Genomic DNA, 26,776 nt, shown 5'->3' on the forward strand with positions numbered 1-26,776 from the left:
GGGCGGGCCGGCCGTACGGGGGCGGGCCGGCCGTACGGTCGGCGGTCCGCCCCGGCGGTATCCGTACGCGCTGCTCAGCCGAGTTCGGCCTCGTCGTACTCGGCGCCCGACCCGGCCGCGGTGAGCTCCCGAAGCTCCACGCGGCGGATCTTGCCGGACACGGTCTTCGGCAGCTCCGCGAACTCGATGCGGCGGATCCGCTTGTACGGGGAGAGCACGGCGCGGGAGTGCGCGAACAGCGCCCGGGCCGTCTCCGGCCCGGGCTCCCAGCCGGCGGCGAGCGCGATGTACGCCTTCGGCACGGCGAGGCGCAGCGGGTCGGGGGCCGGGACCACGGCGGCTTCGGCGACGGCCTCGTGTTCGAGCAGGGCGCTCTCCAGCTCGAACGGGCTGATCTTGTAGTCGGAGGCCTTGAAGACGTCGTCCGAACGCCCGACGTAGGTGAGGTACCCCGCGTCGTCGCGCGAGGCGATGTCGCCGGTGCGGTAGAGCCCGTCCGCCATGGCCTCGGCGGTGCGCTCGGGGTCGTCCCGGTAGCCGGTCATCACCCCGGCGGGCCGGGGGCGCAGGTCCACGCAGAGCTCGCCCTCGTCCGGGGACTCCTTGCCGGTGACGGGGTCGAGCAGCACGATCTCGTACCCGGGCGCCGGACGCCCCATCGAGCCGGGCTTGACCGCGGCCCCCGGGAAATTGCCGACCTGGAGGGTGGTCTCGGTCTGGCCGAAACCGTCGCGGATGGTGATGCCCCAGGCCTCGCGGACCTTCTCGATGACCTCGGGGTTGAGCGGCTCGCCCGCGGCGACGGCCTCGCGGGGAGGGGTGCGGAGCGTGGTGAGGTCGGACTGGATCAGCATCCGCCACACGGTGGGCGGGGCGCAGAACGTGGTCACGCCGTGCCGGTCCATCTCCGCCATCAGACGCTCGGCGTCGAAGCGCGCGTAGTTGTGGACGAAGACGGTGGCGCCGGCGTTCCACGGGGCGAAGAGGTTGGACCAGGCGTGCTTGGCCCAGCCGGGCGAGGCGATGTTGAGGTGCACGTCGCCGGGGCGCAGCCCGAGCCAGTACATGGTGGAGAGGTGCCCGATGGGGTACGAGGCGTGCGTGTGCTCGACGAGCTTGGGGCGGGCGGTGGTGCCGGAGGTGAAGTACAGCATCAGCGGGTCGGTGGCCAGGGTCTCGCCGTCCGGGCTGAAGTGGGCGTCGGCCGCGTACATGTCCTCCAGCCGCCGCCATCCGGTGGGTACGTCGGCTCCGGCGGCGATCCGGGTGTAGGTGCCGGGGACCTCGTCGAACTTGCCGGTGTCGTCGGCGCGCACGATGACGTGCCGTACGTTGCCCCGCTCGATGCGGTCGCGCAGGTCCGCCGCGCCGAGGAGGGGGGTGGCGGGGATGACGACGGCGCGCAGCTTCATCGCGCCGAGCATGACCTCCCACAGCTCGCGCTGGTTGCCGAGCATGACCAGGACCCGGTCGCCGGCCGCGACGCCCTGGTCGCGCAGCCAGTTGGCGGCGGAGGACGACCGTACGGACAGCTCCCCGAAGGAGACGGACCGGCTGGTCCCGTCCTCCTCGACGATGCGCAGGGCGTCGGCGGCGTTGCCGGTGGCGATGTGGTCGAACCAGTCCAGGGCCCAGTTGAAGCGCTCGGGGCGGGGCCAGGTGAATCCGGCGTGGGCGGCTTCATAGTCCCCGCGGCGTTCGAGCAGGTAGTCGCGTGCGGCCAGGAACTCGGCGGTGGCGCCGGTGTTGTGCGTCATGGAAGGCATCGTGCCGTGCCGCCGGTGCGCCCCACCAGAGCGGCGTCAGCCGTGGATTGACCCGAAGCGTACTGAGGGGCGGCCGCCGGTCTCGGCCGTCTCGCTCTGCTCGCCCATCTCGCTCTGCTCGCCCATCTCGGCGATCATGCGCTCCCCTTCGGCGACGATGTGCTCCTTCTCCGCCTTCGAGACCTTTCCGAAGAGCTCGATGGTCAGTGTCCCCTCTTCCCACAGCCACAGCCCGGCGACGAAGCCGTCCACGAGGAGGGTGCGGTGGGACTGGTTCCCCGTCCAGGTGCGCCCCTTGAGCTCGGGGGCGATCACCCGGGTCCGGTCGGCGTGGGAGAGCAGCAGGTTGTCGAACTCCGGGAGGAAGCGGGGCGGGGCCGGGGTGCCGGCGTCGGGTCGGGGCGCGTCGGGCAGGTCGAACAGCTCGACGCCGTTCTCGTCGCGGAAGACGGCGAGCCGGGGGCGCAGCCGCTCGAAGGCGTCCCGCAGTCGGGTGAGCCCGGCCCAGGTCTGCATGTCCTTGACGGAGGCGGGCCCGAAGGCACCGAGGTAGCGCAGTACGACATCGTCGACCTGGTACTGCGGCGCGGCTTCGCCCGCCGCCGGCCTGCCGATCCACTGCTGCAGGGTGGTGAGCCGTACCTGCCCGCTGCGCCCCCAGACCCCGCGCGGCGTGACCTGGACGAGCGGCAGCCGGCACCGCGCGGCGACGGACAGCGACTGCGGATCGGCGTCCGGCCAGTGCCCCAGCAGCTCCTCGCGGATCTCGCCCATCGTGCGGGGCTCAGCCTCGACGAAGGCCCGGGCGAGCTCGCCGAGCCGCTGCGGGTCGACCCCGGCAAGGCCCTTGCGGAAGGCGTTGACCTCGCGGTCGCGGGCGGCCTGGACCAGCGGGCGCAGGGTCAGCGCGTCGTGCGCGGTGTGGGTGTGGATGGTGGACCGCATGGTGACCATCCGGACCACCTTCCGGGACTCCATCAGCTCCGCGAGGGCGGCGGGCCGGAATCCGACGAGCCGGGCGTGCAGCTGGAAGTACGGCGGCTTCACGTTCTGCGCCTGGAGTCCGAGCAGGTGCGCGACGGCGTCCTCGGCGGACAGTGCGGCGCGGCCGAGAAGCAGCTGGCGCGCGAGCGTGGCACGGTTCAGTGAACGGGTGTCGAGTACGGAGCCCATACCGGCAAGCTACTCGCACTTGCGGACGGATACTGTCCGCAACGAGAAGGGTCAGAGCGGCCCAGAACGACCAATATCCTTCCGATATCCTTCCTCTCGCCGAAGGAAAGATGCCGACTGGGGAGCTGACCTGCGATGCCGGAGCGCCCGGACCACCGCCACCGCCGCCCCGCACCGTCCGGGAAGCGCGCCGGATGGCGCCGTCCCGCGGCCCCGCCCGCCACGCCCCCCGCCTCCCCGCCGGCCGGCCCGGAGCCCGCGCCGGCGCCGGCGACTCCCCCGGACCACCGCAGCGTGATCGACTCCGCCGTCTACCGCGACGGCCGGCGCATCGCCTCCCCCGCGACCCTCGCGGAGACCTTCCGCCGACTGCGCGACCAGCCCGACGGCATGGCCTGGATCGGCCTGCACCGCCCCACCGAGCCGGAGCTCCACTCCCTCGCCGCCGAGTTCAACCTCCACGAGCTCGCCGTGGAGGACGCCCTGGAGGCCCACCAGCGCCCCAAGCTGGAGCGCTACGGCGACACCCTCTTCGTCGTCCTGCGCGCGGCGCGCTACCTCGACGCCCCGGAGGAGGTCGAGTTCGGCGAGCTGCACATCTTCGTCGGCCCGGACTTCCTGATCACGGTCCGCCACGGCGCCGCCCCCGACCTCTCCGCGGTCCGCCGCCGCATGGAGGAGACCCCCGAGCTCCTGTCCCTCGGCCCCGAGGCCGCCCTGTACGCGATCCTCGACGCGGTGGTCGACGGCTACGCCCCGGTCGTCGCGGGCGTCCAGAACGACATGGACGAGATCGAGACGGAGGTCTTCCGCGGCGACCCGGAGGTCTCCCGCCGCATCTACGAACTCTCCCGCGAGACGGTCGAGTTCCAACGCGCCACCCGCCCCCTGGTCGGCATGCTCCACGCCCTGATGGCGGGCTTCGCGAAGTACGGCACGGACGAGGAACTCCAACGCTACCTCCGCGACGTGGCCGACCACGTCACCCACACCAGCGAGCGCGTGGACGGCTTCCGCCAGGCCCTGACCGAAATCCTGACGGTCAACGCCACCCTGGTCTCCCAACAACAGAACGCCGAAATGCGAGCCCTGGCCGAAGCCGGCTTCGAACAGAACGAGGAGATCAAGAAGATCTCCTCGTGGGCAGCCATCTTGTTTGCACCCACGTTGGTGGGAACGATCTACGGCATGAACTTCGAGACGATGCCGGAGCTGCACTGGGCGGCGGGCTATCCCTTCGCGATTCTGCTGATGGCAGTGGTGTGCACGAGCCTGTACGTCATCTTCAAGAAGCGCGACTGGCTGTAGACCGCACACCAGCACCGTTGATCAACTTAGCTCTTGCGAACCCTCAAAGGTGGCCCGCAGGGCCCCCTGGGGAGAATCTGGGGAGAATCCGCAGGCCGCCCATGCCAGGCACTCCCCCGCACCTTGGGGCTGGCCCTCCCGTACTGCCGACTGCCTTCGACTGCACACGGTTACGGAAGGTAACGGCAACGGGTGGCACAGCATCTTCTGTGCCACCCGTTGTCGCGACCAGGTTTGCCCTGCCTCCCCCGACGCCTACAAACCGGCAGTCGTCCAACAACCTGGACCGTAGAGCGTCGATGTCCGACCCCCTGGCTAGCCTGTCCCAGTGACGCCCACCGATGACCGACAGTTCCCCGCCGCGCTGGCCACCGCGATGGCCGTTCGATTCGACTACGCCGACGGGAAGACCGGGGTCGACTTCGAGCCCTTCCCGGCCTTCCTGTCCGCTGCCGAGACCACCGACTGGTTCCAGGCGTGGACCGGGAACAGCGAGCTGGACGGCGGCGACTTCCGCGTGTTCGGACAGGACGGCACGGGCGGGTACGCGGCGTTCTGGCTCATCCGCCCGAGCCGGCCGCTGGCCGAGCAGCCCGTCGTCTTCCTCGGGTCCGAAGGAGAGACCGGTGTCGTCGCCCGCGATCTGGGCGACTTCCTGTGGCTACTGGCCGACGGCTTCGGCCCCTGGGAAGCCGCCACCTCGTACGAGCCCGACTGGAGGGCGCACCCCAATCCGGAGTTGGCAGCCATCGCCGAAGGATTCGCACCGCAACAGCGCCGGTCGGCGGCAGCCGTGATCGACCTGGCGTCCCAGGAGTTCCCCGACTTCGACGACACCATCATGGGGCTCTGCCGCTGAACCCAGCATCGTCACCCGCACGACCGGCCGGAATCACTGGACAAACCCTCGATCGGACGCGAGTGATCACCGCCGACCTCGCTGCTTCGGCACGCCGCCCTTGGCAGGAGAAGGGGAGGCCGCTCACTCAAGTCGCCACGCCCTGCCGCGTTCGAGCATCGCTGTAGCCTCTGGCCATGAACCATGGGGAAGGCGAGGACGCGCTGGTTCTGGAGGCTCGCGAGATGCTGGCCACCGGACAGGGCGAGGAGGCGGTCTTCGCCGAACTGGCCGCGCGCACCGGTGAGTGGGGCGCATGCGCGTTGGCCCTATGTCTGGCCCTGGGAGTGCCTCGGCCGGACGCCGAAGTCCGGATCCGCGAGGTTCGGCTCCTCTTCGACGAGTTCGAGGTGGGAGAGGAAGACCTCGTCGCCATGTTTCTCGCCTGTGGGCATGTGTTCGTCGTAGACCGGGTGCTGGACGGTCGCGGTGAGCGGATCCGCGACCTGTTGTGGACTGCCGCCTGCGCCCGCGGAGGCTTTCCTGGCGGCATGATCCCCTGGTTTCGTACCGGGGAGCTCACGAAGATCTTCCTGCTCTTCGCGCAGACCCGGTTCCGGGACGGGCGGGGCTCCCCTCCCGAGTTCTGGGCGGCCATGGTTGCGGCCGGGGAACTACTGGCGACCGAGGACGGCCCGGACCAGGCAGAGGTGACGGCTGGACTGGAACATTCCCGGGCGCAGGCGACCGCTGTCGGTACGGGCTCTCAAATGCGGCCGTGAGAGGAAACCAGGGCCTCAGGTACGTACTCGGGTACCGTGCCGAGCAGCGCGTCGATGGCCGCGCGGCCCTTGCCACCGGCCTCGGGCATGAAGTGGGCGTAGTGGTCGAGGGTGATGGTCGGGCTGGAGTGGCCGAGCCATCGGGCGAGGGTGACGACGGATTCACCCGCCTCGAGGATCACGGAGGCGTAGGTGTGCCGGAGTACGTGGAAGCCATCCTTGCGGGAGGCCTTCCAGCGCTGGCCCTTCTCCCGCACGGGGATCACGCCGGCCTTCGCGAGGGCGGGCTTCCACACCTCGTCGTTGAAGATGTTGGCGCGGATCGCGTTGCCGTAGGTTGTGGCAAGGACCAGCGGGAAGGAGCGCTTCTCCCGATCGGCTTCGGGGCCGCCCCAGGGCAGCTCGACCTCAACAGCCGGATGCTGCAGGAAGTGTGCGCGCAGCTCGCCGGCCACCGAAGGCGGCATGTCGACGACGCGGGTCTTCCCGCCCTTGGGAAGGGTGAAGTACAGGCGCCCGTACAGGAGCTGGACCTGTCGACGGACGCGGATGAGGCCGCGCTCGAAGTCGACGTCCGTCGGCGACAGCCCGAAGACCTCCCCCTGGCGCAGCCCACACCCGAGGGCGACGACGACGGCGATCCGGTACCGCTGGTTGATGACGTCCCGTACCCGCTGCGCGGTCTCCAGCAGCCACGCCTCCCGCTGGTCCTCGGGAGCCTTCGGCCAGCGCACCGACTTGGCCCGCATCGGATTGCGGACCAGGCGCTTGTCGTCGATCGCCGTCTCGAAGACGTTCGAGAGGGTGGTGAGGATCTGCCGGGCGTAGCGCGGTGCGCACTCGCCTTCGAGCGTGGCGATGTAGCCGCGCAGGACGGACGCGGAGACGTCCCGCAGCGCCACCTCGCCGATGTGCGGAAGGACGTGGAGGCGCACGCGCTCGTCGACCCGCTTGACCGTGCCCGGTGCTCCACGGACGCCCGCCTGCCAATGGTGCGTGACGTAGTCGGCGATGGTGATGGAGCCGTCGCGCGGATCGACGAACTCGCCCCGCTCGCTGTCGGTACCGGCCCTGCGGAGCCACGCCTTGGCGTCCTCCAGGGTGTCGAACGACATGCCGCGGACACCGGGAATGCCCGCGACCCGGTAGCGACTCCCCTTTCCGTACCGAGCCGTGCGCTCGCGCTTGCCGGTGACGGGGTCCTTCTTCTTGTTGATCCAGCGGTCTTCGATGTAGCCGGCCAAGTGTTTCCTTGCGGGTAGGGGTCGGGAGGGGCGGCCGGGAGGCGTCAGACGGTTGCCAAGTAGGTGGCGCGGCGCTGCGGTGCGGCGTTCACCGGGTTGAGGGCGGAGTTGGATCGGGAATCCGCCTGCTCCTGCTCCCGTATCCAGGCATCGAGCGCATCGATCCGGTACGTCACTCGCCCGCGGGCACCCATGCGGAAACTCGGCGGACCCTGACGCCGGTGACGCCAGACGTAGAGCGTCTTGGGCGAAATACCGAGGTATTCAGCCGCGTCCTGCACCCCGAGAAACGCGCGACTGATGGGCGGACGGTGACGGAATTCGGCAGCACTGACGGAGGAGACCGGGTCGACAGGAGACAAGCGAGAATCCTTAAGGCAGACGAAGGGAATGAAAGAGCCCCGCCGCCATGGGCGGCAAAGACGTACAGGACCACCAATGGTCCGGAGAATCCCCGGTTTCGGAAACCGGGGATCGTCGGCTATATTCCGCCCACCCCGGCGGGAGCCGGGTGCATCGGCACCGTCGTCAGCAAGATCTGCGGAGGGGTTCCGAGGGCGGCAGCGATGGCGACGAGGTCGTCGATGTCGCAGCGCCGGACCGTGCGTTCGATACGTGAGAGCGCGGTGAAGGTCATGGGGCGACCGAGTGCGGTGACGCGGGCGGCGAGCTGGCGCTGGGAGTAGCCACGGGCGACGCGGGCGCGTTCGATGGCGTGGGCGGCGGCCCGTCCGGCAGGTCCGATTTCAAGGGGGCGTGGCGGCATTGCTGTGTTGTAGCTTGCGCGCCCGAGCCTTCGGAAGGCTTTCCTGTCTGCCGTGAGCGATGCCAGCAAATTTCAGGGGAGATTTCGGCGACCGGGATTTCAGGTCTACCCTGCAGCCGGAAAGCCTTTCAGGAGTCCTAGAACCAGCTCTGGACTTCCGGGGCAGGGGTGTGGCTGTGTTGTCCACGCACCACTGCCCCGCTGTCTCCACGCCCCCAATTTCGAAAGGCGGTCGATCCTCATCGCCCGTATCCGCACCATCAAGCCCGAGGCCTTCGCCTCCGAGTCCCTGGCGGCCGTGTCCTTGACGGCCGAGCGGACCTTCTTCGGCCTGCTCACCCAAGCCGACGACAGAGGTCGCATCCGCGACCAGGCCGCCGTCATCGCCGGACAGCTGTGGTCGCTACGCCGCGAGCACGGCCCGGTGGAGGTCGAGGACGACCTGACGCAGCTCGACGCTGCCGGCCTGATCTGCCGATACGAGGGCGAGGACGGAAGGCAGTACCTGCACATCGTCTCCTTCGGCCGCCACCAGAAGATCAACCGCCCCAGCGCCAGCAGGATCTCGGACTGCCCGCACCACGACCTCGGCCTTCCCCGTGAGACCTCACTGCCTATGCGCGGAGCAGTCGCTGAGGCTTCCGTGAGAGGTCCGGGAGAAGACACAGAGCCCACCATGAGCCGAGAATCTGCAGGTCAGAGGCGATTCAGTGAGTCGTCACCGCGTGCTCAGGGAGGGCGCGTAGAGGCTGCGGTGAGCCCTCAGCGTCCGGATCTAGGACCTAGGAACAGGGAACTAGGAACTACCCCGTTGGGGGGCGCGAGCGCCCCCGCGCCCCAGACCGTCTCTGCGAAGGACCTCGTCACCGAGTACGCCGCGGCCTGCGAACACCGTCCGCCCACGAGCGTGCTCGGGCAGCTCGGACGGGAAACCGCGAAGCTCCTCGCCGAGGGCATCGACCCCGCCCACGTACGAGCCGGTCTGGACCGCCACCGGACCAAGGGCCTTCATCCGAAGACCCTGGCCAGTGTCGTGCACGAGGTCATGAACGCGGGGGCGCCCACGACCGCCGTCACCCACCGTCCCTGGACCAACCCCACCGACGTCGCCGCTGCCTACGGGGGTGCGCTCTGACCGCCACCACCCTGCCCCAGCCCTCCGGTCAGGCCGTCCGGGCCGTGGCGGGCATCCTGGCCCGCCGGGGCATGGACCCCGTCATCGGCTCGGAGGAACCGGAGCCCACACCCGAGCCTGTCAGCGCACTGGAACTGGCCGACGCCCGGATCCCCCCGCGATACCGGCATGTCCTCGCCGATCACCCCCAAGTCATCGCTTGGGTCGACGAGATCGCGTGTGCCGGACGCCCCGGCCCGAGCGGGACGCGGGGCATCGCAGAGGGTCCGTCGCTGCTGATCGCAGGTCCCACCGGCACCGGCAAGACCCACCAGGCCTACGGGGCCGTCCGTGCCCTGCTCGCTGCTGGCGTCCGCCTGCGCTGGGAGGCGGTCACAGCCGCCGACCTGTACGCCCGCCTGAGGCCGCGCCCAGGGCTCGACGCGGAACGTGAGCTGCACACCTTGGCCCGCTGCCCGCTGTTGCTCCTGGACGACCTCGGCGCCGCCAAGGGCAGCGAGTGGACGGAGGAGCTCACCTACCGGCTGATCAACCACCGATACGAGTACCTGCGCCCCACCCTTCTCACGACCAACCTTCCCATCCCCGAGCTCCGCACCGCCCTCGGCGACCGCGTCGCTTCCCGCCTCTCCGAGATGACCCACCGGGTCGTCCTCGACGGCGCCGACCGCCGCCGCACCTCCTCTGCCGCTTGAACGCGCCCACCCTTTGGAGCACCACCCGCTTGACCACCACCTCCCACCGCACGCAGACGGCCGAGCGGTACGCCCTGGCCTTCGCAGGCTGCGTCATCGTCGCTCTCACCGCCGCGGGCTTCTGGCTCTCCTACGCCCACCTCGCCGAAGTCGCAGGTCTGCACGGCCTTGGGGCTTCCCCCACCCGCCAGTGGGCATGGCCCGCCACGCTCGATGCCTTCATCGTCGCCGGGGAAGTGCTCATGCTCCGCGCCAGCCTCCGCCGGGAAACCGATGGGTGGGCGATCGTCCTCACCGCAGCCGGATCGCTGGGCTCCATAGCCCTGAACGTCGCCGGCGTCAGCAGGACCGACGGCGCCCCGACCCCAGCCCTCGACTACATTGTCGCCGCTGTCCCACCAGCAGCCGCGCTCTTCGCCTTCGGCGTCCTCATGCGGCAGATCCACCGCCACGTCGCCGACGACGAGTCCCGCCACAGTCGCCGCCCGGCAGGGGAATCCTCAGCGCATCCTGCGGACCTGGACGGTCCCCGCGCGCACCCCGCCACAGCGCGGCTCCCATACCCAGAAGGGTTCGTGGACCCTCACAGCCCTCCACGCGAGGGTGGCCGCCCCGCTCCGGCTGACGCCCTGCAGGATGCATCAGGCGATGTGGCGGAAGAGACCGATCAAGTGGCGGAAGCCCACGTCCCGCCGAAGAAGCGCACCGGTCGCAAGCCCGCCGCCACCGACGACGAACTCCGCGCCATCGCCCGCATCGCCCCGCTCGGACGCAACGGACGCGCGTCAAGCCGCCACATCGAGACGGCTGTCCGCGCACGCGGCCTCTCCATCGGCAAGGACCGCCGGGACAAGATCACCCGGCAGGTCCAGGCCGAACTCGACAGCGGCAGAGCCGACGCTGCGTAAGCCCCGTCCGAAGTCATGCTGCTCCCCCGCGCATCCGTCGCGGGTCGAGCTGGCGTTCGTACGCCACATCCCCACAGCACCGAAGCCGTTGCAGCCCGACCAACAGGAGGCACTCTCATGCACGACGACCCCAAGGCCACGAGTCCCAACGACCACCAGCAGGCGGCCCCTACCCAAGCCCGAGACGGAGCAAGTTATCCCTTTGGACACTCCACCATCGGCGGAGTGTCCAAAGGACTCACCGCCCCGGGGGGACGGAGCCTCGTCCGGCGCCGGGGGACGCCTGACGAGGAGGCTGCGACCGCGGAACGGACGCAGCCGGGGAAAGAGCAACAGTCCGCGTACGAAGCCACGTACGCCTCCGCTACCCCTCCAGCGCCCCGTACACGACGCCGTACCCACAAGCACCCCCGGCGCTCCAAAGTGTGCAGCGTCCGTGTGAACGATGACGAGCACGCGCTCGTCGCGACTGCCGCGAAGGCTGTCGGTTGCACCGTCGCCGGCTTCTTCGCCCGAGCCGCCCTCAGCGCGGCCCACGACCCGGGCAACAGCGCCGCGGCCATCGCCGGGCGTCGTGAGACCGTCACCGAGCTGTTCTCTGCCCGCAGGCACCTCGGTCAGATCGGCAACAACCTGAACCAGCTGACCCGCGCCGTCAATTCAGGCGCCCAGCCGACCGACGCCCAAATCAACGCCGCACTCGACTCGGTCCGCCGGGCGACAGCCCGAGTCCAGGACGCCACCGATCAACTCCTCAGCGACTGCTAGGACTCACCATCACGACCCCGCATCCACGAGCGAGGGAGCGTGCCCGGGGTTCCCATCCCCGGCGTCAGGATCGCCCTGCAGATGTACTGCCGTCACCTGAGCGCGCGGAGCATGGTGGTGTACACCGGGGCGTCGGGGAACGGCTGCTGGTCGCCGATGTGCTGGTACCCCCAACCCTCGTAGAGGGCCTTCACCTTCGGGTGTCCGGGCTCGACGAGCAGCGTGACGCGCTCCTCAGTGCGGCCGGCCAGCAGTTCCTCGTGGATCCGGTGCGCTAGGCCCGTGCCCCTCCAGGGAGCCCGGACCATGATCTCGAAGAGGGCGAGGGTTCGGGTGCCGTCCTCGGTCGTGTCCGCCTCGGGAAACGGCTGGAGCATGTGGGCCCACCAGCCGGTGTTTTGGGGCAGGGTCGCGGCGTAGGCGTAGCCGGCGGCCTCGCCACCGTCGTAGGCGACCACGGCCTCCCAGGACGGGCGGGAGGAGTGGCCGGTGAGACGACCCTCGAAGCGGTCGACGGAGAAGAACGGGTCCTCGCCGATCTCCTTCTCGTACACCTCGGCGTACACACCGACCAGGGTGGGGCGGATGGTGGGCAGCTGGTCGGTGCCGTAGCGGTGAAGGGTGATCTCCGGGGCGGGCATGGTGCTCCTTGTCGCGTGACGGTTCAGGCAGTGCGGGTGCGGTCGTTCCACTGGCGGGTGACGGCGGACTTGGGGGCCGCCTGGTTGAGTGCGGAGGTGAAGCTGCCCAGGAGATGGGGGACCCGGCCGGCGTCGGCGCCGGTCGGGGCGATGACGCGTGTGGCGGTGGCCACGGCCTGCTCGACATCACCCTGCGCGACTTGCGCGAGAGCCGCCTGGGACAGGTAGTAGGCCCGGTTGCGGTGCTGGTCGTCGCGGAGGTCGGCGATGCACCGGTGGGCGTGGAACTCGGCCTTCTCAGCCTCGCCGAGCCGGTAGTGGGTGATGCCGGTCAGGCCGTGGAGCTCGCCCCGGGTGTAGAAGGCGACGGAGGACGGACGGGCCTCGGCGGGATCGGCTCGGTCGTAGGCACCGTGGGCCCGGTCCAGGGCTCGGAGGGCCCTGGTCTTGTCACCGAGGCTGGCGGCGGTCAGGGCGATGCGGGAGTGGGTCAGCGAGGCGTAGAGGGGGTCGGTGCGGTGTGGCCGGGTGCCGGTGCAGGCTTCGGCCGCGGCGAGGGCGTCGGCGTACCGGCCGCGCTGTCCGGCGAGCATGGCGGCGTACCTCCAGGTCTGGTGCTGGACCTGACCGTCTCCGGAAAGCCCTGCGAGCGTGACGGACTGCTCCAGGTAGCGCTGGGCCTCCCCCAGCCGGCGGGCGTCGATGGCGGAGAACATGGCGAAGGCCGTGAAGGACGCGGCGACGGCGTAGAGGCGGGAGCGGACCCGCTGGCTGGCGGAACCGTGCTGCTGGAGGCTGAGCGTACGGGCGGCGAGATCGGCGGCGCGCTTCTCCAGAACGGGGCCACCGCCGTTCTGGTCGTCCAGGAGCCACAGTTCGGCCAGGAGGACGCGCAGGCGGTCGACGTCGGAGTGTCCGACGGTGGGTCGGGGCGCTGCGGTCGCGGTGCCGGTGGACACGGCGACGGCGGCGCCGGTGGCTACGGAGATGAAGCTTCGACGGCCAAGCACAGGGTCCTCCAGTCGTGCTGAGGGCGTTGCGGCGTAGGGGCGGGCACGGGGCACGAACCCCAGGTCGGTCCCAGGAAGCCCGGAGACGGCCTCCAGGGCCTGCCACTGGCGGTCCTGGGGCGAGCGGTTCTCTCCCGACAGCCACCGGTAGACCGTCCGTTCGGTGACGGCGCCGCGGTGGCCGGTGAGGTCTGCCATGGCGTCGTTGACCTGCTCGGCAAGCGCGCCCGCGCTGAGCCCGTGTTCCTTCATCCAGGTCTCTAATTCCGCGTTCCGCTTCCGCACCATGCAGTCACGGTAGGGGTGGAGCCGCCATCCGAGGTAACGCAGGTCGGGACTTTTCGTCAGTGGTCACGCGAGTAGCTGCGAGCGGATTCGTCATGTCCAACACGGCTCGCTCACGGGTTACTTGTCCGCACAGCCGAACTGGCAGCAGGCGGATGGGAGCGGAATCGTGACCGTACTAGCGCACGAAATGGCGGCAGCCCCGGCCGAGGTGTCCACGGTCGCCTCCGCCAACCAGAAGACCGTGATCGCCTCCGCGGCTGCCGCTGTCGCCGGGGACGTCGAGGCCGCACTCGCCCTCGCCGGCCACCACCCGGCCGGGGAGGCGGCCGTACGGCTGCGGGAGCGGCTGCGGGAGCACGTCCACACCCTCGCAGTGCCCGCCGGACGGTACGCGGACCTACTGCCGGAGAGTCGGCAGAAGGACATCGCGGCCGGCACCGTGCGGTTCGCCCGCAAGGTCGCCCGGGACTGCGGGAGCGATCCGGCGATAGCGCTGCGGCTGCTGGCCAAGTCGGTGGCCCACCTCGCCCGGAACACGGACCTCCTGCGGTCTGCCTGAACCGTTTCCGGCGCTGGCCTGCCTGGGGCGCCGGTGCCGCAAGCCCTCCACCTGCCCGGCCGCGGCAGGTGACCGCAGCACCTCGCCGACACCGGTGAGGCAGTCGGCTCCCCCGAATACGGGGGCGGAGCCGGCCACCATGCCCCGGCCCTGCCGGCCAGTCCCGTCGAACCTCGCCCTGGAGGCACCCGCGTGTACGCGATCGGCATGTGCGTCGATGCCCGCTACCTGCTACCCGCCCTGGTCACGCTCGGCTCGGTCGCCGACCACCTGCCGGTGGCCGACCGCCGCGAGAGCGCGGTACGGGTACTGACCAACGGCCTGTCCCCGGGGCAGGCCGCCGTGATGCAGTCCTTCGCCCGCCGCTGCGGGTTCGGCTCCTTCGACCTGCGCTGGCAGGCCCCGCCGCCCGAGAGCGTCATGGCGGACGCCGCCTACATCTCGGTCGCCACCTACCTGAGGTTCGGGTTCACCCCCGGCTTCCTCGACCGGCCGTTCCTGATCTACGTGGACGCCGACGTCCACGTGCGCGGAGACCTCTCCGCACCTCTGGACGGACTGCCGGCGGACCGGATAGGCGCCGTGCAAGACGAGTTCAACCCGGCCGTCGGGCAGTGCCCGGCACTGCCCGGGGTCGCGGAGCGCTGGCCCCACCTGGTCGGGCGCACCTACTTCAACGCCGGGATGCTGTGGGTTCCCGCACACATGCTCGCCCCCATGCGGGCCGGGGTCCAGCGGGCCCTGGTCGGCGGGCGGCAGTACATCAAGCACAACGACCAGTGCGCCCTGAACCTTTGGCTGCTGTCCTCCGGGGCCGCGCACCCGGTCGGGCCGGTGTTCAACCGGTTCGAGGTGGACCGGTTCCTCCAGCGGGGGGACTGGGTCCGCCGGGTCCTCCGCCGCCCGGTCACCCGCCGGGACGGGCACGTGGTGCACTTCGTCGGGGGCCAGAAGCCGTGGATGCGCTCGTGCCCCGGCACGGAGGACGTGCGTGCCTACCGGCAGCAAATGCACCGCACGCTGCGGCACCTGGCCGGGGCAGGTGCACGGTGACCGGCGGCACGGTCCTGGCGGTAGAGAGGGCCTGCACGGAACTGGCCGGGTCGGCTCCGGCCGAGACGGTCCGCATCCGCAGCGGACCCAAGACGGCCGTCTACCGGGTCCGGCTCGTCGACGGCCGGCCGGTGGTGGTGAAGCTGTTCGCAGCCGACGGCTCCCACGGCGCAGCCGACGAGGCTCGCCTCCTGGCCGCCGTCACCGCCGCCGGGCGGGTGCGGGTACCGGCCGTGATCGGGCACGGGCCGGTTCCTGGCCTGACCGTCTCAGCGCTGGTCACCGCCGATGCGGGAACAAGCACCCTGGGCGATGCCGTCCGGGCCGGGCAGATGCCGCGTCCGGCGGCCCTGCTGCGGCTTGCTCTGCTGATGGCTGCCTTCCATAGCGTCAAGGCCCCGGCCGGGGTCCCCCTGGCGCCAGGCATCGGCCAGCAGGTCAGCGCTCTGGCCGCCCACTGCCCAAAGCAGGTCTTCGTCCGGCTCGCGCCGGCTCTGGAGGTCATCGCGGCCGGGGCACGCCTGGAACGACTCGTGTGGTGCCACGGAGACTTCCACCTGGAGAACGTGATCCGTGGAGGTGACCGGCGCCTCACCGCCACTGAACACGGCCGGCCCCGCCTCCCCGACTACCTCGTGGACTTCGAGGCCGCGACCGTGGAGGTCCCCGAGTACGACCTCGCCCAGACCCTCGTGACCTGCGACGCCCTGGAGCCATCCGACCGGGTGTTCATGGCCGCTGCCTACGGACGACCCATCGACACCCGGCTCTTGGACGCCTACGTGGCCTTCCAGGCCGTACGCGGCTGGACCTATGCCGCCCACCGGGAGGGCCGCAACCACGACGCCTGGGCGGCCCGCCTGCACCTTGCCCTGTCCCCACACTCAGGAAGGACCGCGCCGTGACCGACCCCGATCTGTCGGTGATCATCCCCGCCTACAACGAGGCCGAGTACCTGCCCCGCTACCTGCCCACCGTCTTCGCTTCCCTCCGGGCCTGGGAAACCCTCTCCGGCCTCGTGGGGGAGGTGATCGTGGTGGACAACGCCTCCACCGACGGCACCGCGACCGTCGCGAAGGAACTGGGGGCCAGGGTGGTGACGGAGCTGGTCCGCAGCATCGGCCTGGCCCGGAACACCGGAGCCCGCGAGGCCGAGGGGCGGATGCTGTTCTTCGTCGACGCAGACGTGGCCCTGCCGCTGGAGGGGATCACGGCCGCCGTTGCCGCGATGGACGCCGGGGCCGTCGGCGGGGCGATCCCACCGCTCTACACCCCCGCGCGGTTCGGGGCCCGTCTGCTCTGCGCCTACTGGGACCACCACCGCGCCCGCCACGGGGGCGCCCAGGGCGTCAACCAGTTCTGCACCCGGGACGCCTTCAAAGCAGTGCACGGCTACCGCCCCGACTACTTCATGAGCGAGGACATGGAGTTCTTCGCCCGCCTGACCGCCTACGGCCGCCGCACGGGCGGGCCGGTTGCAGTCCTTGAAGACCTCCGCGTGCGGCCCTCCACCCGCCGCTACGACGCCTGGTCCACGGCCCGGATGCTCTGGTGGCAGAACCCCGTGGTCGTCCGCATCGGCCTGACCTCGCCCCTCTTCTGGCGCAACTGGTACGCCACCACCGTCCGATGATCGGAGAACCCCAGGTGACCCGCCTTCCCCTGCCGGACGCCGACGGCATCTACACCTTCCCCACCGACCTCCTGACCGCGCACCGGTCCTGGATGGACTCCCTGACCGGGGCGAAGGAGATCATGACGCTGACGGCGCCGCTGACCCTCGCGCCGTACTGGATCGAGCCGCGCAAGCCGTCCGGGCGGCCGGTGGTCGTCATCGAACCCCACCACGACGACTTCGTCCTGTCCGCCTCCGGAACCTTCCTCGCCCGTCCACGACCGCTGACCGTGGTCACCGTCTTCACCCGCTCCCGCAGCGTCCATCCCTCCCTCGAAAGCACCTACAACAGCGTGGAGACGGTCTCCGGACTCCGCGACCGCGAAGCCGCCCAGTCCCTGTTGCCCCTGGGGGCGGCCCGGGTCGGCCTGGGGCACAAGGACGCCGAGAAGCCCTATCGGGCACCCGAGCCCGCCCAGGTGGACCGGATCACCTCCGAACTCGCCGAGGTGCTGGACGGGATGGACGACGCGGAGCTGCTCGCCCCGGCCGCCGTTACGCGCCACCCGGACCATCTCGCCGTCCACGAGGCGGCGCGCCGCCTGGGCTGCCGGTGGTTCTGGGAGGACGCCGCCTTCTGGTCCACCTACGGCCTGTCCGGATGCGACCAGCAGCTGTTCCGACAGCGGGTACGCGATGTCTTCGAACCGGAGCTGGAGGACATCACGGCCACCGTCCTGGACAAGGTGACCCTGCTGCACATGCACAGCTCGCAGATGCACCCCGCGCGAAAGATGTACCGGCCGATCCGGCACGCCCACACCGTCGCCGCCAACCTGCTGCCCGACCCGGACAGCCGTCCGCGGGGCCAGTTCGCGGAACGCTTCTACCGGCTCGGGGGGTCGTGGTGATCCTCGGCCTGGAAGGCCCCTCGTACGGGGGTAAGACCTCTGCCCTGGGGCGGCTGCGCCGGGTGCCGACGATGCGGGACGCGTTGTTCTTCTCCTGCTACGTGAAGTCGTTCGCGCGCCGCGAGGACATCCCCACCCCCTCCACCCGGTCGGCAGACGAGCAGGTGAAGGCGTTCATGACGTTCATGGAGATCGAGGGCAACCGCGTGGACGCAGCTCGCTGCCACGGCGGACTGATCGTCCTGGACCGGACCGTCGACACCCTCCTCGCCCACGCTCACGCCATGGACGAGATCTACGGCTTCAACGTCCTGCCCGAACTGACCGGTCGGGCCGAGGAGATGCCACACCTGAGGCCGGACCACACCCTGTACCTGGACGTGACGCCCGAGCTCTTACACCTGCGGCGCAAGGCGGCCGGACACCACGAGGTCGAGCCGGACTATTTCCTCCACGACCCCGCCTTCCTCACGCATTTCCGCGACTATTTCTGCCGCCCGGCTCACCGCCCTGCGACTGCGGAGTTGGCCATCGCCTCCGGGGACGGCGACCGGCAGGAGACGGCCGCCGTGGTGCAAGCACTGCTCACGTATTGGGCGGGTGTCCGGTGACCGGCCCGACGGTGGCGTTCGTATGGCGACGGACCCCGCCACCGCTGCTGATCGGGGGCGCGGAGGTCTCCCAGCAGCTCCTGGCGGAAGAGTTCGTCGGGGCCGGCTGGCGGGTCGTCTACCTCGGCAGCCACGAGGCCCCCTGGAACGGGTCCGCCCAGATCGGCCACCTGCGCGCCCACCTCCGGGCCCACGGAGCCGTGTGGGAGGAGGCCGGCGGGGAGGTCCGCTACCGGTGGAACGGTGTCTCGTGCCGGGCCGTGCCGCAGGACAGGGTGGAAGCGACGCTGAAGGGCCTCCTGGCCGAGGCCCGGCCGGATCTGGTGGTGACCTCGCAGGAACAGGCGGCCGACCTGGCCTCGCTTGCCCGCCGGTCCTCGCGGGTCGCCGGGTGGCTGCACTCGGTCTCGGCCAACAGCATGGGAGTCCTCCACGGCCGACCGCACGTCGCCCTCGCCACATCGGAGTTCGTCGCGGGACGAGCCCAGGCCCACGCCGACACGAAGGTAGTCATCTTCTACCCGCCGTTCGCGCCAGCCGAAGGCGCCGGGCCCCTCCTCGCCGCGGGGCGCGGCACAGCCGGTCGCGTCCCCGGCGGCGTGCTGATGGTCAATCCCATCCCCGCCAAGGGTGCGGCCCTCCTGCACCAGCTGATCCGCCGGTTGCCCACCCTCCGGTTCACCCTCGTCGAGGGCTGGTGGGACACGGCCAGCGAGTTCACCGCGTACCCGAACGTCCACTGGGTGTCCCGCACCTACGCCATGGGACCGATCTACGCCGCGAACGACCTGCTGCTCGTGCCCTCCCAGGTCGAGGACGCCTTCCCCCGGGTGATCGTGGAAGCCGGGCTCCACGGCGTACCCACGATCGGCTCGTCCCGCGGAGGCATTCCCGAGGCGGTCGGGGACGGCGGAGTGATCCTCCACCCCGACGACGTGGACGGCTGGGTGCAGGCGATCGAGTCGGCCGACCGGACCGGCCTCGGCGCGAGGGCCCGCGCCGAGGCAGCGCCGCTGGTCCGGCCGTGCCTACCCGAGCTGGCTGCCGCCGGACTCATCCCGGCGGCAGCAGCCGTCGGCTAACGGGCCGCGTAGGCGGCCTGCACCTCGTCGGCGCGGTCGGTCCACCAGTTCAGCAGTGCCTCGTCCGTCAGGAACATCTCGCCGAAGGTGGGATCCTGGCGGTCAAGGTAGAACTCCAGCTGCCAGAAGTCGGTCAGCCGCTTCCACCACAGTCGCTTCACCGCATCGGCGAGGTCACCCTCGGACAGATCGATCACGGACCGGTATCCGGAACAGAACGCGGCGACACGGTCGAGGTCGAAGGCACCACCCACCCCGAACTGCACCTGCGCAGTCCGCGCGACCTCCTCCCCGTACGGACGGACCCCGAGCCGGTCCCAGTCCAGGACCGCCACCACCCGGCCGTCGCGACGCAGCAGGTTGCGGTACTGGAAATCGCCATGCGTCCACCCGTGGGGCCCGGCCGGCACCTCGCCGTCCGGCCGGGCATCGGCGTACCGCGCGAGAAGGCCGCGGCGGTCGTGCAGGGCCTCGGCGGCGGCCTTGTCGAAGTCCGTCACCGGAGCGGAAGGCAAGCGGCTCAGGAGACCAGCAGCGGCCCGGTCTGCCGCGTCCACGTCGCGGACCTTCGCCACCGGTGCCTGCTCCGGAACCGGGCCGGGACCATGCCGCCGCAAGCCCTCGTGGAGGCGGCCCAGCAGAGCACCGAGATCGCGGACCTGGTCGAGCGGGAGATCCGTCCCTTGAAGGTGCTCGCCCTCCACCCACGGCAGGACGCAGTAGCCGTGACCGCCGACTTCCGCCACGAGGTCACCGTTGGCCGCGCTCAGCGGCGCCGGCACGGGGATGCCCTCGCGAGCCAGGTCCACGAGGACCGCAAGGTTCCTGCGGACCTTCGGCAGAGGAACGTCGGTGATCTCCTTGAGCGCGAACACTCCAGCAGCGGTCACGAGCCGCCAGTTCCGGTTCATCAGGCCGTGGGCGAGGAACCGCCGATCACTCACCGCGCCCAGCCCGAACGCGTCGGACAGGCTAGGCAGCACTGCCGTCAGAGCATCTTCTCGAGTCGTATCCGTCACCCCCAGCACGGTACGCCGACGCCGAATCGCGCACCCGAATTCGTCACCCAGATCCCCACTGAGAGTCGGAGGGAGAGGCGAGCCGAGATCGCTTCCGCCACCAGCTCGCCTGACTCCGCCCGTGGCGGAGCCGGAACAGTCCTGGCGGCCTCACTACCCTGACCGACGGACCACCCGCGGCCGTACGACGATCGGGAGACCATGACGACACACTCCACCGCCCGAATCGACGACCTCCTGCAGACCGGCGTGCGCGAGGAGGTCTACCCCGGCGCGGTGTGGGCGGTCGGTGACGCCGACGGCATCCGCGCGAGCGGAGCCGTCGGCGTCCTCGATCCCGACCGGCCCGACGAGCCCACGCGGCTGGACACCGTCTTCGACGTGGCCAGCCTCACCAAGATCCTCGTCGTCTGGTCCACGATCGGCACGCTCGTCGAAGAGGGCAAGCTCGACCTCCACGCCCCTCTGGGCACCTTCTGGGACGAGGTCGCCGGCCACCCCCTGGCCCGGGCCACGGCCCACCACCTCCTGACCCACACCGCGGGCCTGCCCCTGCGCGCCAACCTGAAGAACCTCTACGGCACCGACCCGCAGGACATCCGCGACGGCGTCCTCCACGAAGCCCTCCACCGCCCACCGGGCGAAGCCGTCGAGTACACCGACCGGGCCGCCCTCGTCCTCGGCTACCTCGCCGAGCACCTCTCGGGCCAGCGCCTGGACCGGCTCGCCACGGACCGCGTCTGGCACCCCCTGGGCATGACCCGCACCCGATTCGGCCCCCTCCCCGCCGCCGAGGCGGCCCGCTGCGCCCCCACCGAGTACGACGAGACCATCGGCACCCACCTCAAGGGCACCGCCCACGACTTCTCCGCCCGCCTCCTCAGCGGCGTCTGCGGCATCGCCGGCACCTTCTCCGTCCTAGACGACCTCGCCCTCTTCCTCCGCCACATGCTCGCCCCCGCCCAGGCCGCCTTCGGCCCGACCTGGATCAAGGACTCCCTCCGCCTCCAGACCGGCGCCCTCACCCCCGCCCGCGGCCTCTTCTGGCACCCCGCCCCCGGCACCGACGCCGCCGAGGACATCTGGGTCCACTACGGCTTCACCGGCACGGGCATGTGGATCAGCCCCACCCAGGGCCGCTGGGCCGTCCTCCTCACCAACAAGCTCCGCTTCAACCGCGACCGCGAACCCATGACTGAGATCCGCAATGCTTTCCGTGCCACCGCGCTCACCACGCCGGATCCTGGTGTCTCCACATGGCGGCATGTTCGTAGCTGAACTGGGATGGTCTCTGCCTCTAGACCGGTGGGAATGTCGACGACACCTCGACGACCGCCTCTCCGCGGCCCGTCAGTAACCCCAGCCGCCCTCGTTGCACTGTTCGATTGGCAGACCCGGTTCAGGCCAAGATGTCCACCACGCGTTTTCGGACGGCTATGCCTGCGCATCCTTCAGCGCAGCAACAGTGAGTAAACACTCGCTGCACTTGGGGGGATGCCACCGTGTCGACCGAGCCGACCGAAACAGCATGGAAGATCCAGTCAACCGTCGCGGATGCCACGGCCAAGGCGGACTCGAAAGCCGCGCTTGCCCTGACCCTGCAGTCCACCACTCTGGCCGTACTGAGCCTGCTGGCGAGTTCCCGGCGCGCGGCAGGCGGGTTCGAGTCCGTCCCGGCGCAGACCCTCTTGTGGCTCGGTGTCGTACTCATCATGGCAGGGGCCGGTTGCGCCGCATGGGCTGTTTCACCCCGGCTCGGCAAGGAGCGGCGAGGACCAGATCCGGATGGCGACTTCCTGTACTTCGGACACTTGCGGCTCATGGAACCAGCCGTGCTGGAGAGGGCACTGCGGAGCACTGACCCGCTTCCTTCTCTCACCCGGCAAGTGGTGGTGATGAGCGAAATCGCCTGGGCCAAACACCGCCGGGTGCAGTGCTCTCTCGTCCTGGCAGTCGCGGGCTGCGGCTCCTTCGCCGTAGCCACCGTCTTCGCGTGACATGCCAGGAGGTGTCAGGGTGAACTTCCTTTCCCTCGTCTCTCCCGATGTGTGGCGTGACTTGATCGAACGCGGGCATCGGCGCACCTACCGGAGCCAGGCGGTGCTGCTGGCCCAGGGGGAGTCGCCCGACGGCGTGATTGCGCTAGTCGACGGCCTAGTCAAGGTGGTACAGGGCAATGAGGCTGGGGATCGTCTAACGCTGATGCTCCGCGGCCCCGGCGAAGTCCTCGGCGAAATGGGTGTGCTACTCGACCGGCCCCGATCGGCAACCGTAACTGCGGTACGGCCCTGCATCGGTGTCGTGATGGCCGCACACGCCTTCCGTGGATACGTTGCGCGGCATCGCCTGGAGCCGGTCGTGTACCGACTGAGCGTGGACCGGCTGAACAGCCAGGAACGTCTGCGCGCGGACCTTGCTCATCTGCCGCCGCCAGCACGCCTGGCTCGGGTGGTCGCCCACCTCGCGGACGAAGTGGGTCACCGGGACGGGAGCGGCGGTGTTGTCGTCGAACTCGGAATACCCAGAGAGGACTTAGCGACCATGGCGGGCATGAGCCGGTCGTCCGCACTCGCCGCCCTCGCACGTCTACAGTCCGACGGCATCGTCACACTCGGCCGTCGGCGGGTCGTTGTCAAGGATCCTGCCTTGCTGAGAGCCGCGGCCCAGGACGACGGAGCGGAAGACGGCGATCGGCCGCCGCGCGGAGCTCCCGTGATGTGACGTGCCGCACACCCGTACCGTCCAGCGCTGGACGGTCGGCTACCTGCTCCTCGAACAGGGTGGTGCTCTCCCCTCCGCGTCGGTGGGGAGAGCAACGAGAGGAGCAGCACATGCTGCCGTCATGGGAGCCCTTGTGGCCCTACCGGGCCGTGCTGGCCGTGGACGCCAGGGACTTCGGAGCGCTTGACAGCAAGGGGATGCAGCGAGTCAATGCCGACATCCCTCCCTTGCTGGCCCAAGCGCTGAGCGCAAGCAACGTCAGCGCGCACTGGGAGCGGCGCGTGTTCGGTCAGCACACGGGCGACGGCTACGTCGCGGGCATGGACCCCGAGGTCCTGCCCGCGCTGGTGGGGCACTTCCCCGACGCGCTTCGCCAGGCGCTCGGCCGTCGGCGGGCCGAGAACCCGCACCTTAGCCCGCTGCAGTTGCGGGTCAGCATCCACGTCGGGCCGTTGCCTCAGAGCGGTCTGGGCGTGCCCATGGTGCACACCCACCGGCTTCTGGACGACAAGGCACTGCGGGCGGTCCTCGAGCGCGGGCATCCCGATATCACCAACACCGCGGTGATCGTCTCCCAGCGCGTGTACGAGGACGTCTTCGACAGCGGCTGCGTCAACGACGACGTACTGCCAGCGCACTTCCATCGGCATCTGGTGAGGGTGAAGAAGTTCGAGCAGCCGGCCTATCTACACCTTCCCGGTTTCGACTGGGGGCTCGCGGATCCGGACATCTTCGAGCCGTCGGCTGCGGCCGGGGACGAGGAGGGATCGGGAGCCGCGGCGCACGTGGCGCCGGCTCCCACGGCTCCGGCAAATCCCGGCGCGGTGAACTTCCAGCAGTACGGCGAGCAGAGCACCCAGGCGTACAACCTTTACGGCGAACGAGGGCAGCGATGAGCGACCGGCACACCGAAGCCCCCGACCCGGCGAAGCCGCCGGCGCAGGGAGCCCCGACCGCCGCGCCGCCGTCGAACACTGAGTACCACCAGTACGGCAACAACAACGTCCAGGCGCATAACTACGCCGTGCACCTGAACCGGGACTACGTCCAAGACCTGCCCATCGACGGGAGCGACCCCGCCTACCGGGCGAGCGAGGACGAGCGTTTCGCCGAGCCCCGGGAACCGAACCGGCTACCGGACGCCGCCAAAATCCTCGAAACACACGGCGTCGTTGTGCTGTGTGCGCCGACTGGCAGCGGCCGGCGGACCGCAGCGGTACGGCTCCTGCGCCGCGCAACGGCACTGCGGGCGCTGGCGCTGTTCGACCTCGAACCGGAATGGGCCAAGCCCGTAACACAATGCCTACCCGTAAAGTCGGCGACGGGGTACGTGCTCGACCTCTCCGACCTCCCGGACGAGCCGCCCGCCCGCTTCGGGCAGGACCTGCTCCGGCATGGAGCCAAGCTGTCCGAACAGGGTTCTTTCCTGGTCGTGCTCGCCACCCCGGGCGACTGGCAGGGCGCGTGGGCCGACGCCACCGGCGACGTCACCGTTCGACTGGAGTCTCCCAGCGCACGGCACCTGGTTGAGGCCGAGCTCGAAGCGAACGGTCACGCGGACCGGGTGGACTGGCTGGCCGACGAGAAACTCTCGCCGATCTGGGCAGCCGACCCCTCCGCTCGTGAGGCGTGCCGATTGGCCGGTCTCCTCGGTATGGTCGCGGGCAGGGAACAGCTCAAGGAAACCGTGGACCGATTCGGGGACTGGCACACCACGGTAGAAAGGCTACTCAACAAGCGCGGTTCGGTGGACGGGAGCCCATCGTTGCTGTCCACTCGGGTCACCGTGTGGGCGGGAGCGCTGCTCGACGGGGGCCGACGCAGTTCCATCATCCGCGCGTCCGACGACCTGCTCGCCTCGCTCGGTCAGGCCCGCGGTCCGGCCGATGTGCTCACCGACGCAACTTCATCCAGTCGGCTCCGAGCTGCCGAGCTCGTGCCCGTCGGCGACCGCGCTCACCACGACCGGAGCTGTCAGGGGCTACCTGCGGCCATCCTGCGTCATCTGTGGGACGAGTTCCCCACCCAGCATGACCTGCTGACGACGTGGGCGGTCGGTGTCGCCGCGAATCGATCGGTCCAGGAGGGCGACGCCCGCCTGGCAAGCGAGGCTCTCTTGCGCTTGGCGGTGCGTCGGCACGACAGGAAGGTTCTCGATGCCCTCGCGACGGGGCTCACCGGCCCTCGCCGCATCTTGGCCGTCGAGGCGCTCACGAAGGCCGCGACCGATGCCGAACTCGGTCGCTACGTCAGGGACCGGCTCCTTCACTGGGCGGAGTCCTCCAATGCGGAGAAGCGCGATCTGGTCGTCGACGTCTGCGGCGGCCCCTGGGGTTTGGAGCAGCCGGCGCTCGCGCTGACCCGTCTGGGCAAGGCAGCGGGCGGAAAGGAGTTCGGGGCCGAGAAGCTGGTCGACGCCTTCCAGCAACTCCTCCGTCAGGCCCCCGGCCTCGTGGACAAGACTGTCGTGCAGTGGCTGAGGAAATACGGAACCGAGACCGACGAAAAAGCTCACCGCCAGGCCTTGGGGGCATTCCTGGCACTCGTCTCCAGTGACCCGGGCTCGGACCTGGTACTCGCCTCCGCGCGCAACGCATATAGCAGGGAAGCCTTCGTCAACGCCTGGCAGGCGTTGCTGGACATCAACGACGCTGTGGACGCCGTGCTCCGCCAGCTCACCCGATGGCAAAAGCGCTTCGAACACGACGCCGACCGCAGGGACGCAGCGATTGCCCTTCTCGCTGAGGTCTTCGCCCCTCCGCGACTTCGCGGGCCTTTCGACCAGCTTCTGGTCGCTGAGGGGTCGGTGGTCCAGCCGTTCTGGAGGGACATCCTCGGCCACGCCACGCAGCACTACAGCCTCGTCCAAAGGGTGTCACAGGCGTGACCGATCGTCCCGGTCCCTGGTGGAAGCAGCGGGTCGGCCGGTTCACGGCATACTGGCCCACCCGCCTGCCGGGCATCCGCTTCCTCGCAGGCGGCACCCTCACCCATCTGGTCCCGAACCGGGCAGTCGGGAACCACCATGGGGCCGCCGCGCGAGCTGCAGCCCACCTGGCCTTGGACGAAATCGGCCGCAGTATCGCCAGGAAGCACCGTCCCGAGGAGCTGGAGTGCGCTCGGCAACGGCTCACCCTGGCGGTCTCACCGTGGCACAGTCCCGACGCCCGTCCCGGCCTTTGGCTCAGCGCACGACTCACCCTAAGGCTCCCCCGAAAGGACGCTGACCGGGCCCAAGGGCACCAGGACGCCCTGCGAGAAGTGGAGCTCCGGCTCGAGCAAGACCAGTTGCGTCTACAGGAGCTGGCTCGGGCCGTATGCACCGACCGGGAGACCGCCCGCCTGTGGTGGCTGGAGCGACATCTGGACGACCTGTCGTCCCTCGACTGGGCGTCGTTCAGGAACACCATCCTGCCCTTGGCGGGGGCGTCGGCTACCGACAGCACGCAAACCGAGCGACTCGCACACACCCTTCTCTACATCTGGGAGCAGTTGGATTCCGAACCGGGGCGGCAAGCGCGCTTCATCGCCACCGCCCACACGCTCTTCGAGCAGATGGGTTGGCCTGATGGGTTCCCCTGGCCGTCGCCGTCCGAAGCTCCGAAGCCCGTGACGTCGTCCCCCGCAACCATCCCCTTCGCAACGGAGGACGAACAGTGAAGACCTCCATACTGCGCTGGCTGCTAGACCCGCTCACCAGTCTGCTCGCCCTCTGGTTGTGGTCCCGTGAGCGCGGCCGTAGGCCGTACGACGCGGCGTGGCGACTGGCCAGGGTCACGCGTCACCCGGACGAGCTCTTATACCGCATTCACGGCCACCGCCCAGACGATCCTGAAGACCTGCTTCCCTGAACTCCGGGCGGTGCAGCCTGACGCGAGACAGA

General features: G+C 70.0%; 28 protein-coding genes. 20 read left to right on the forward strand and 8 right to left on the reverse strand.

The genetic code is table 11. The features are described from left to right. Positions 1-74 precede the first annotated feature (74 nt). Positions 75-1,757, reverse strand: a complete 1,683-nt coding sequence (locus tag ACIQU4_RS38335) for an AMP-binding protein (protein WP_403741242.1) — start codon at positions 1,755-1,757, stop codon at positions 75-77. Positions 1,758-1,802: 45 nt separating this feature from the next. Continuing rightward, complete coding sequence (locus tag ACIQU4_RS38340; RefSeq protein ID WP_403741245.1) at positions 1,803-2,939, reverse strand: winged helix DNA-binding domain-containing protein; 1,137 nt, start codon at positions 2,937-2,939, stop codon at positions 1,803-1,805. A 135-nt stretch (positions 2,940-3,074) separates the two neighbouring features. On the opposite strand from ACIQU4_RS38340, the gene ACIQU4_RS38345 reads away from it, so the two are divergent. From ACIQU4_RS38345 to ACIQU4_RS38355, 3 genes are all read left to right on the forward strand, one after another. Next, positions 3,075-4,247 carry a magnesium and cobalt transport protein CorA gene (locus tag ACIQU4_RS38345; protein WP_403741248.1) on the forward strand — a complete coding sequence of 391 codons (1,173 nt, stop codon included), beginning with the start codon at positions 3,075-3,077 and terminating at the stop codon, positions 4,245-4,247. Positions 4,248-4,575: 328 nt separating this feature from the next. Continuing rightward, complete coding sequence (locus ACIQU4_RS38350) at positions 4,576-5,106, forward strand: SMI1/KNR4 family protein (RefSeq protein WP_403741251.1); 531 nt, start codon at positions 4,576-4,578, stop codon at positions 5,104-5,106. A gap of 224 nt (positions 5,107-5,330) precedes the next feature. Then, the gene (locus ACIQU4_RS38355; RefSeq protein WP_403741254.1) at positions 5,331-5,867 is read left to right on the forward strand and encodes a hypothetical protein; all 537 of its coding nucleotides are present in this window, start codon (positions 5,331-5,333) and stop codon (positions 5,865-5,867) included. On the opposite strand, the gene ACIQU4_RS38360 is transcribed toward ACIQU4_RS38355, so the two are convergent. The 3 genes from ACIQU4_RS38360 to ACIQU4_RS38370 form a co-directional block, all read right to left on the reverse strand. Continuing rightward, positions 5,852-7,111 (reverse strand): tyrosine-type recombinase/integrase, encoded by a 1,260-nt coding sequence (locus ACIQU4_RS38360; protein ID WP_403741257.1) that lies wholly within the window; start codon positions 7,109-7,111, stop codon positions 5,852-5,854. The genes ACIQU4_RS38355 and ACIQU4_RS38360 overlap by 16 nt on opposite strands. A 44-nt stretch (positions 7,112-7,155) precedes the next feature. Further along, positions 7,156-7,473: a helix-turn-helix transcriptional regulator gene (locus tag ACIQU4_RS38365; protein ID WP_403741259.1), complete on the reverse strand. Its 318-nt coding sequence runs from the start codon at positions 7,471-7,473 to the stop codon at positions 7,156-7,158. 119 nt (positions 7,474-7,592) lie between these two features. Beyond that, positions 7,593-7,877, reverse strand: a complete 285-nt coding sequence (locus tag ACIQU4_RS38370; protein WP_403741261.1) for a helix-turn-helix domain-containing protein — start codon at positions 7,875-7,877, stop codon at positions 7,593-7,595. Between the two features lie 241 nt (positions 7,878-8,118). Between ACIQU4_RS38370 and ACIQU4_RS38375 the strand changes: the two genes are divergently transcribed. From ACIQU4_RS38375 to ACIQU4_RS38390, 4 genes are all read left to right on the forward strand, one after another. Beyond that, positions 8,119-9,012 carry a hypothetical protein gene (locus ACIQU4_RS38375; RefSeq protein WP_403741469.1) on the forward strand — a complete coding sequence of 298 codons (894 nt, stop codon included), beginning with the start codon at positions 8,119-8,121 and terminating at the stop codon, positions 9,010-9,012. 71 nt (positions 9,013-9,083) lie between these two features. Further along, positions 9,084-9,707, forward strand: a complete 624-nt coding sequence (locus ACIQU4_RS38380) for an ATP-binding protein (RefSeq protein ID WP_403741472.1) — start codon at positions 9,084-9,086, stop codon at positions 9,705-9,707. Between the two features lie 29 nt (positions 9,708-9,736). Next, entirely contained in the window at positions 9,737-10,615 is an 879-nt protein-coding gene (locus tag ACIQU4_RS38385; protein ID WP_403741264.1) for a DUF2637 domain-containing protein, read from the forward strand. Between the two features lie 117 nt (positions 10,616-10,732). Beyond that, positions 10,733-11,383 (forward strand): plasmid mobilization protein, encoded by a 651-nt coding sequence (locus ACIQU4_RS38390; protein WP_403741266.1) that lies wholly within the window; start codon positions 10,733-10,735, stop codon positions 11,381-11,383. Positions 11,384-11,475: 92 nt separating this feature from the next. Here the strand turns inward: ACIQU4_RS38390 and ACIQU4_RS38395 are convergent, their stop codons facing one another. Then, complete coding sequence (locus ACIQU4_RS38395) at positions 11,476-12,024, reverse strand: GNAT family N-acetyltransferase (protein WP_403741269.1); 549 nt, start codon at positions 12,022-12,024, stop codon at positions 11,476-11,478. 23 nt (positions 12,025-12,047) lie between these two features. Continuing rightward, the gene (locus tag ACIQU4_RS38400) at positions 12,048-13,322 is read right to left on the reverse strand and encodes a Tat pathway signal protein (protein WP_403741271.1); all 1,275 of its coding nucleotides are present in this window, start codon (positions 13,320-13,322) and stop codon (positions 12,048-12,050) included. 166 nt (positions 13,323-13,488) lie between these two features. On the opposite strand from ACIQU4_RS38400, the gene ACIQU4_RS38405 reads away from it, so the two are divergent. From ACIQU4_RS38405 to ACIQU4_RS38435, 7 genes are all read left to right on the forward strand, one after another. Next, entirely contained in the window at positions 13,489-13,881 is a 393-nt protein-coding gene (locus ACIQU4_RS38405; RefSeq protein WP_403741274.1) for a hypothetical protein, read from the forward strand. A 192-nt stretch (positions 13,882-14,073) separates the two neighbouring features. Continuing rightward, positions 14,074-14,934 carry a glycosyltransferase family 8 protein gene (locus ACIQU4_RS38410; protein ID WP_403741276.1) on the forward strand — a complete coding sequence of 287 codons (861 nt, stop codon included), beginning with the start codon at positions 14,074-14,076 and terminating at the stop codon, positions 14,932-14,934. Beyond that, entirely contained in the window at positions 14,931-15,839 is a 909-nt protein-coding gene (locus ACIQU4_RS38415; RefSeq protein ID WP_403741279.1) for a phosphotransferase, read from the forward strand. Before ACIQU4_RS38410 ends, ACIQU4_RS38415 begins: the two co-directional genes overlap by 4 nt. Next, positions 15,836-16,567, forward strand: a complete 732-nt coding sequence (locus ACIQU4_RS38420; protein WP_403741281.1) for a glycosyltransferase — start codon at positions 15,836-15,838, stop codon at positions 16,565-16,567. The genes ACIQU4_RS38415 and ACIQU4_RS38420 overlap by 4 nt, the downstream gene beginning before the upstream one ends. Further along, complete coding sequence (locus ACIQU4_RS38425) at positions 16,564-17,460, forward strand: PIG-L deacetylase family protein (RefSeq protein ID WP_403741284.1); 897 nt, start codon at positions 16,564-16,566, stop codon at positions 17,458-17,460. Before ACIQU4_RS38420 ends, ACIQU4_RS38425 begins: the two co-directional genes overlap by 4 nt. Further along, complete coding sequence (locus tag ACIQU4_RS38430; RefSeq protein ID WP_403741287.1) at positions 17,454-18,071, forward strand: hypothetical protein; 618 nt, start codon at positions 17,454-17,456, stop codon at positions 18,069-18,071. Before ACIQU4_RS38425 ends, ACIQU4_RS38430 begins: the two co-directional genes overlap by 7 nt. Next, positions 18,068-19,153: a glycosyltransferase gene (locus tag ACIQU4_RS38435; protein WP_403741290.1), complete on the forward strand. Its 1,086-nt coding sequence runs from the start codon at positions 18,068-18,070 to the stop codon at positions 19,151-19,153. Before ACIQU4_RS38430 ends, ACIQU4_RS38435 begins: the two co-directional genes overlap by 4 nt. Here ACIQU4_RS38435 and ACIQU4_RS38440 read toward each other — a convergent pair. After that, on the reverse strand, positions 19,150-20,136 hold the full coding sequence (locus ACIQU4_RS38440; protein ID WP_403741292.1) for a phosphotransferase: 987 nt from the start codon (positions 20,134-20,136) through the stop codon (positions 19,150-19,152). The two genes, ACIQU4_RS38435 and ACIQU4_RS38440, sit on opposite strands and share 4 nt — an antisense overlap. Positions 20,137-20,373: 237 nt before the next feature. Between ACIQU4_RS38440 and ACIQU4_RS38445 the strand changes: the two genes are divergently transcribed. The 6 genes from ACIQU4_RS38445 to ACIQU4_RS38470 all read left to right on the forward strand — a co-directional run bounded on the left by ACIQU4_RS38445 (position 20,374) and on the right by ACIQU4_RS38470 (position 26,553). Beyond that, on the forward strand, positions 20,374-21,450 hold the full coding sequence (locus ACIQU4_RS38445; RefSeq protein WP_403741294.1) for a serine hydrolase domain-containing protein: 1,077 nt from the start codon (positions 20,374-20,376) through the stop codon (positions 21,448-21,450). A gap of 224 nt (positions 21,451-21,674) precedes the next feature. After that, the gene (locus tag ACIQU4_RS38450; protein ID WP_327134103.1) at positions 21,675-22,169 is read left to right on the forward strand and encodes a Pycsar system effector family protein; all 495 of its coding nucleotides are present in this window, start codon (positions 21,675-21,677) and stop codon (positions 22,167-22,169) included. 19 nt (positions 22,170-22,188) lie between these two features. Beyond that, entirely contained in the window at positions 22,189-22,893 is a 705-nt protein-coding gene (locus tag ACIQU4_RS38455; RefSeq protein WP_403741297.1) for a Crp/Fnr family transcriptional regulator, read from the forward strand. 110 nt (positions 22,894-23,003) lie between these two features. Continuing rightward, positions 23,004-23,789, forward strand: a complete 786-nt coding sequence (locus ACIQU4_RS38460; RefSeq protein ID WP_327134101.1) for a hypothetical protein — start codon at positions 23,004-23,006, stop codon at positions 23,787-23,789. Continuing rightward, positions 23,786-25,780 carry a hypothetical protein gene (locus ACIQU4_RS38465; RefSeq protein WP_403741299.1) on the forward strand — a complete coding sequence of 665 codons (1,995 nt, stop codon included), beginning with the start codon at positions 23,786-23,788 and terminating at the stop codon, positions 25,778-25,780. Before ACIQU4_RS38460 ends, ACIQU4_RS38465 begins: the two co-directional genes overlap by 4 nt. Further along, on the forward strand, positions 25,777-26,553 hold the full coding sequence (locus ACIQU4_RS38470) for a hypothetical protein (RefSeq protein ID WP_403741302.1): 777 nt from the start codon (positions 25,777-25,779) through the stop codon (positions 26,551-26,553). Before ACIQU4_RS38465 ends, ACIQU4_RS38470 begins: the two co-directional genes overlap by 4 nt. Positions 26,554-26,776: the final 223 nt, after the last annotated feature.

It is taken from the genome of Streptomyces sp. NPDC090741 (assembly GCF_044769045.1).
In the GTDB taxonomy this organism is placed as follows: domain Bacteria; phylum Actinomycetota; class Actinomycetes; order Streptomycetales; family Streptomycetaceae; genus Streptomyces.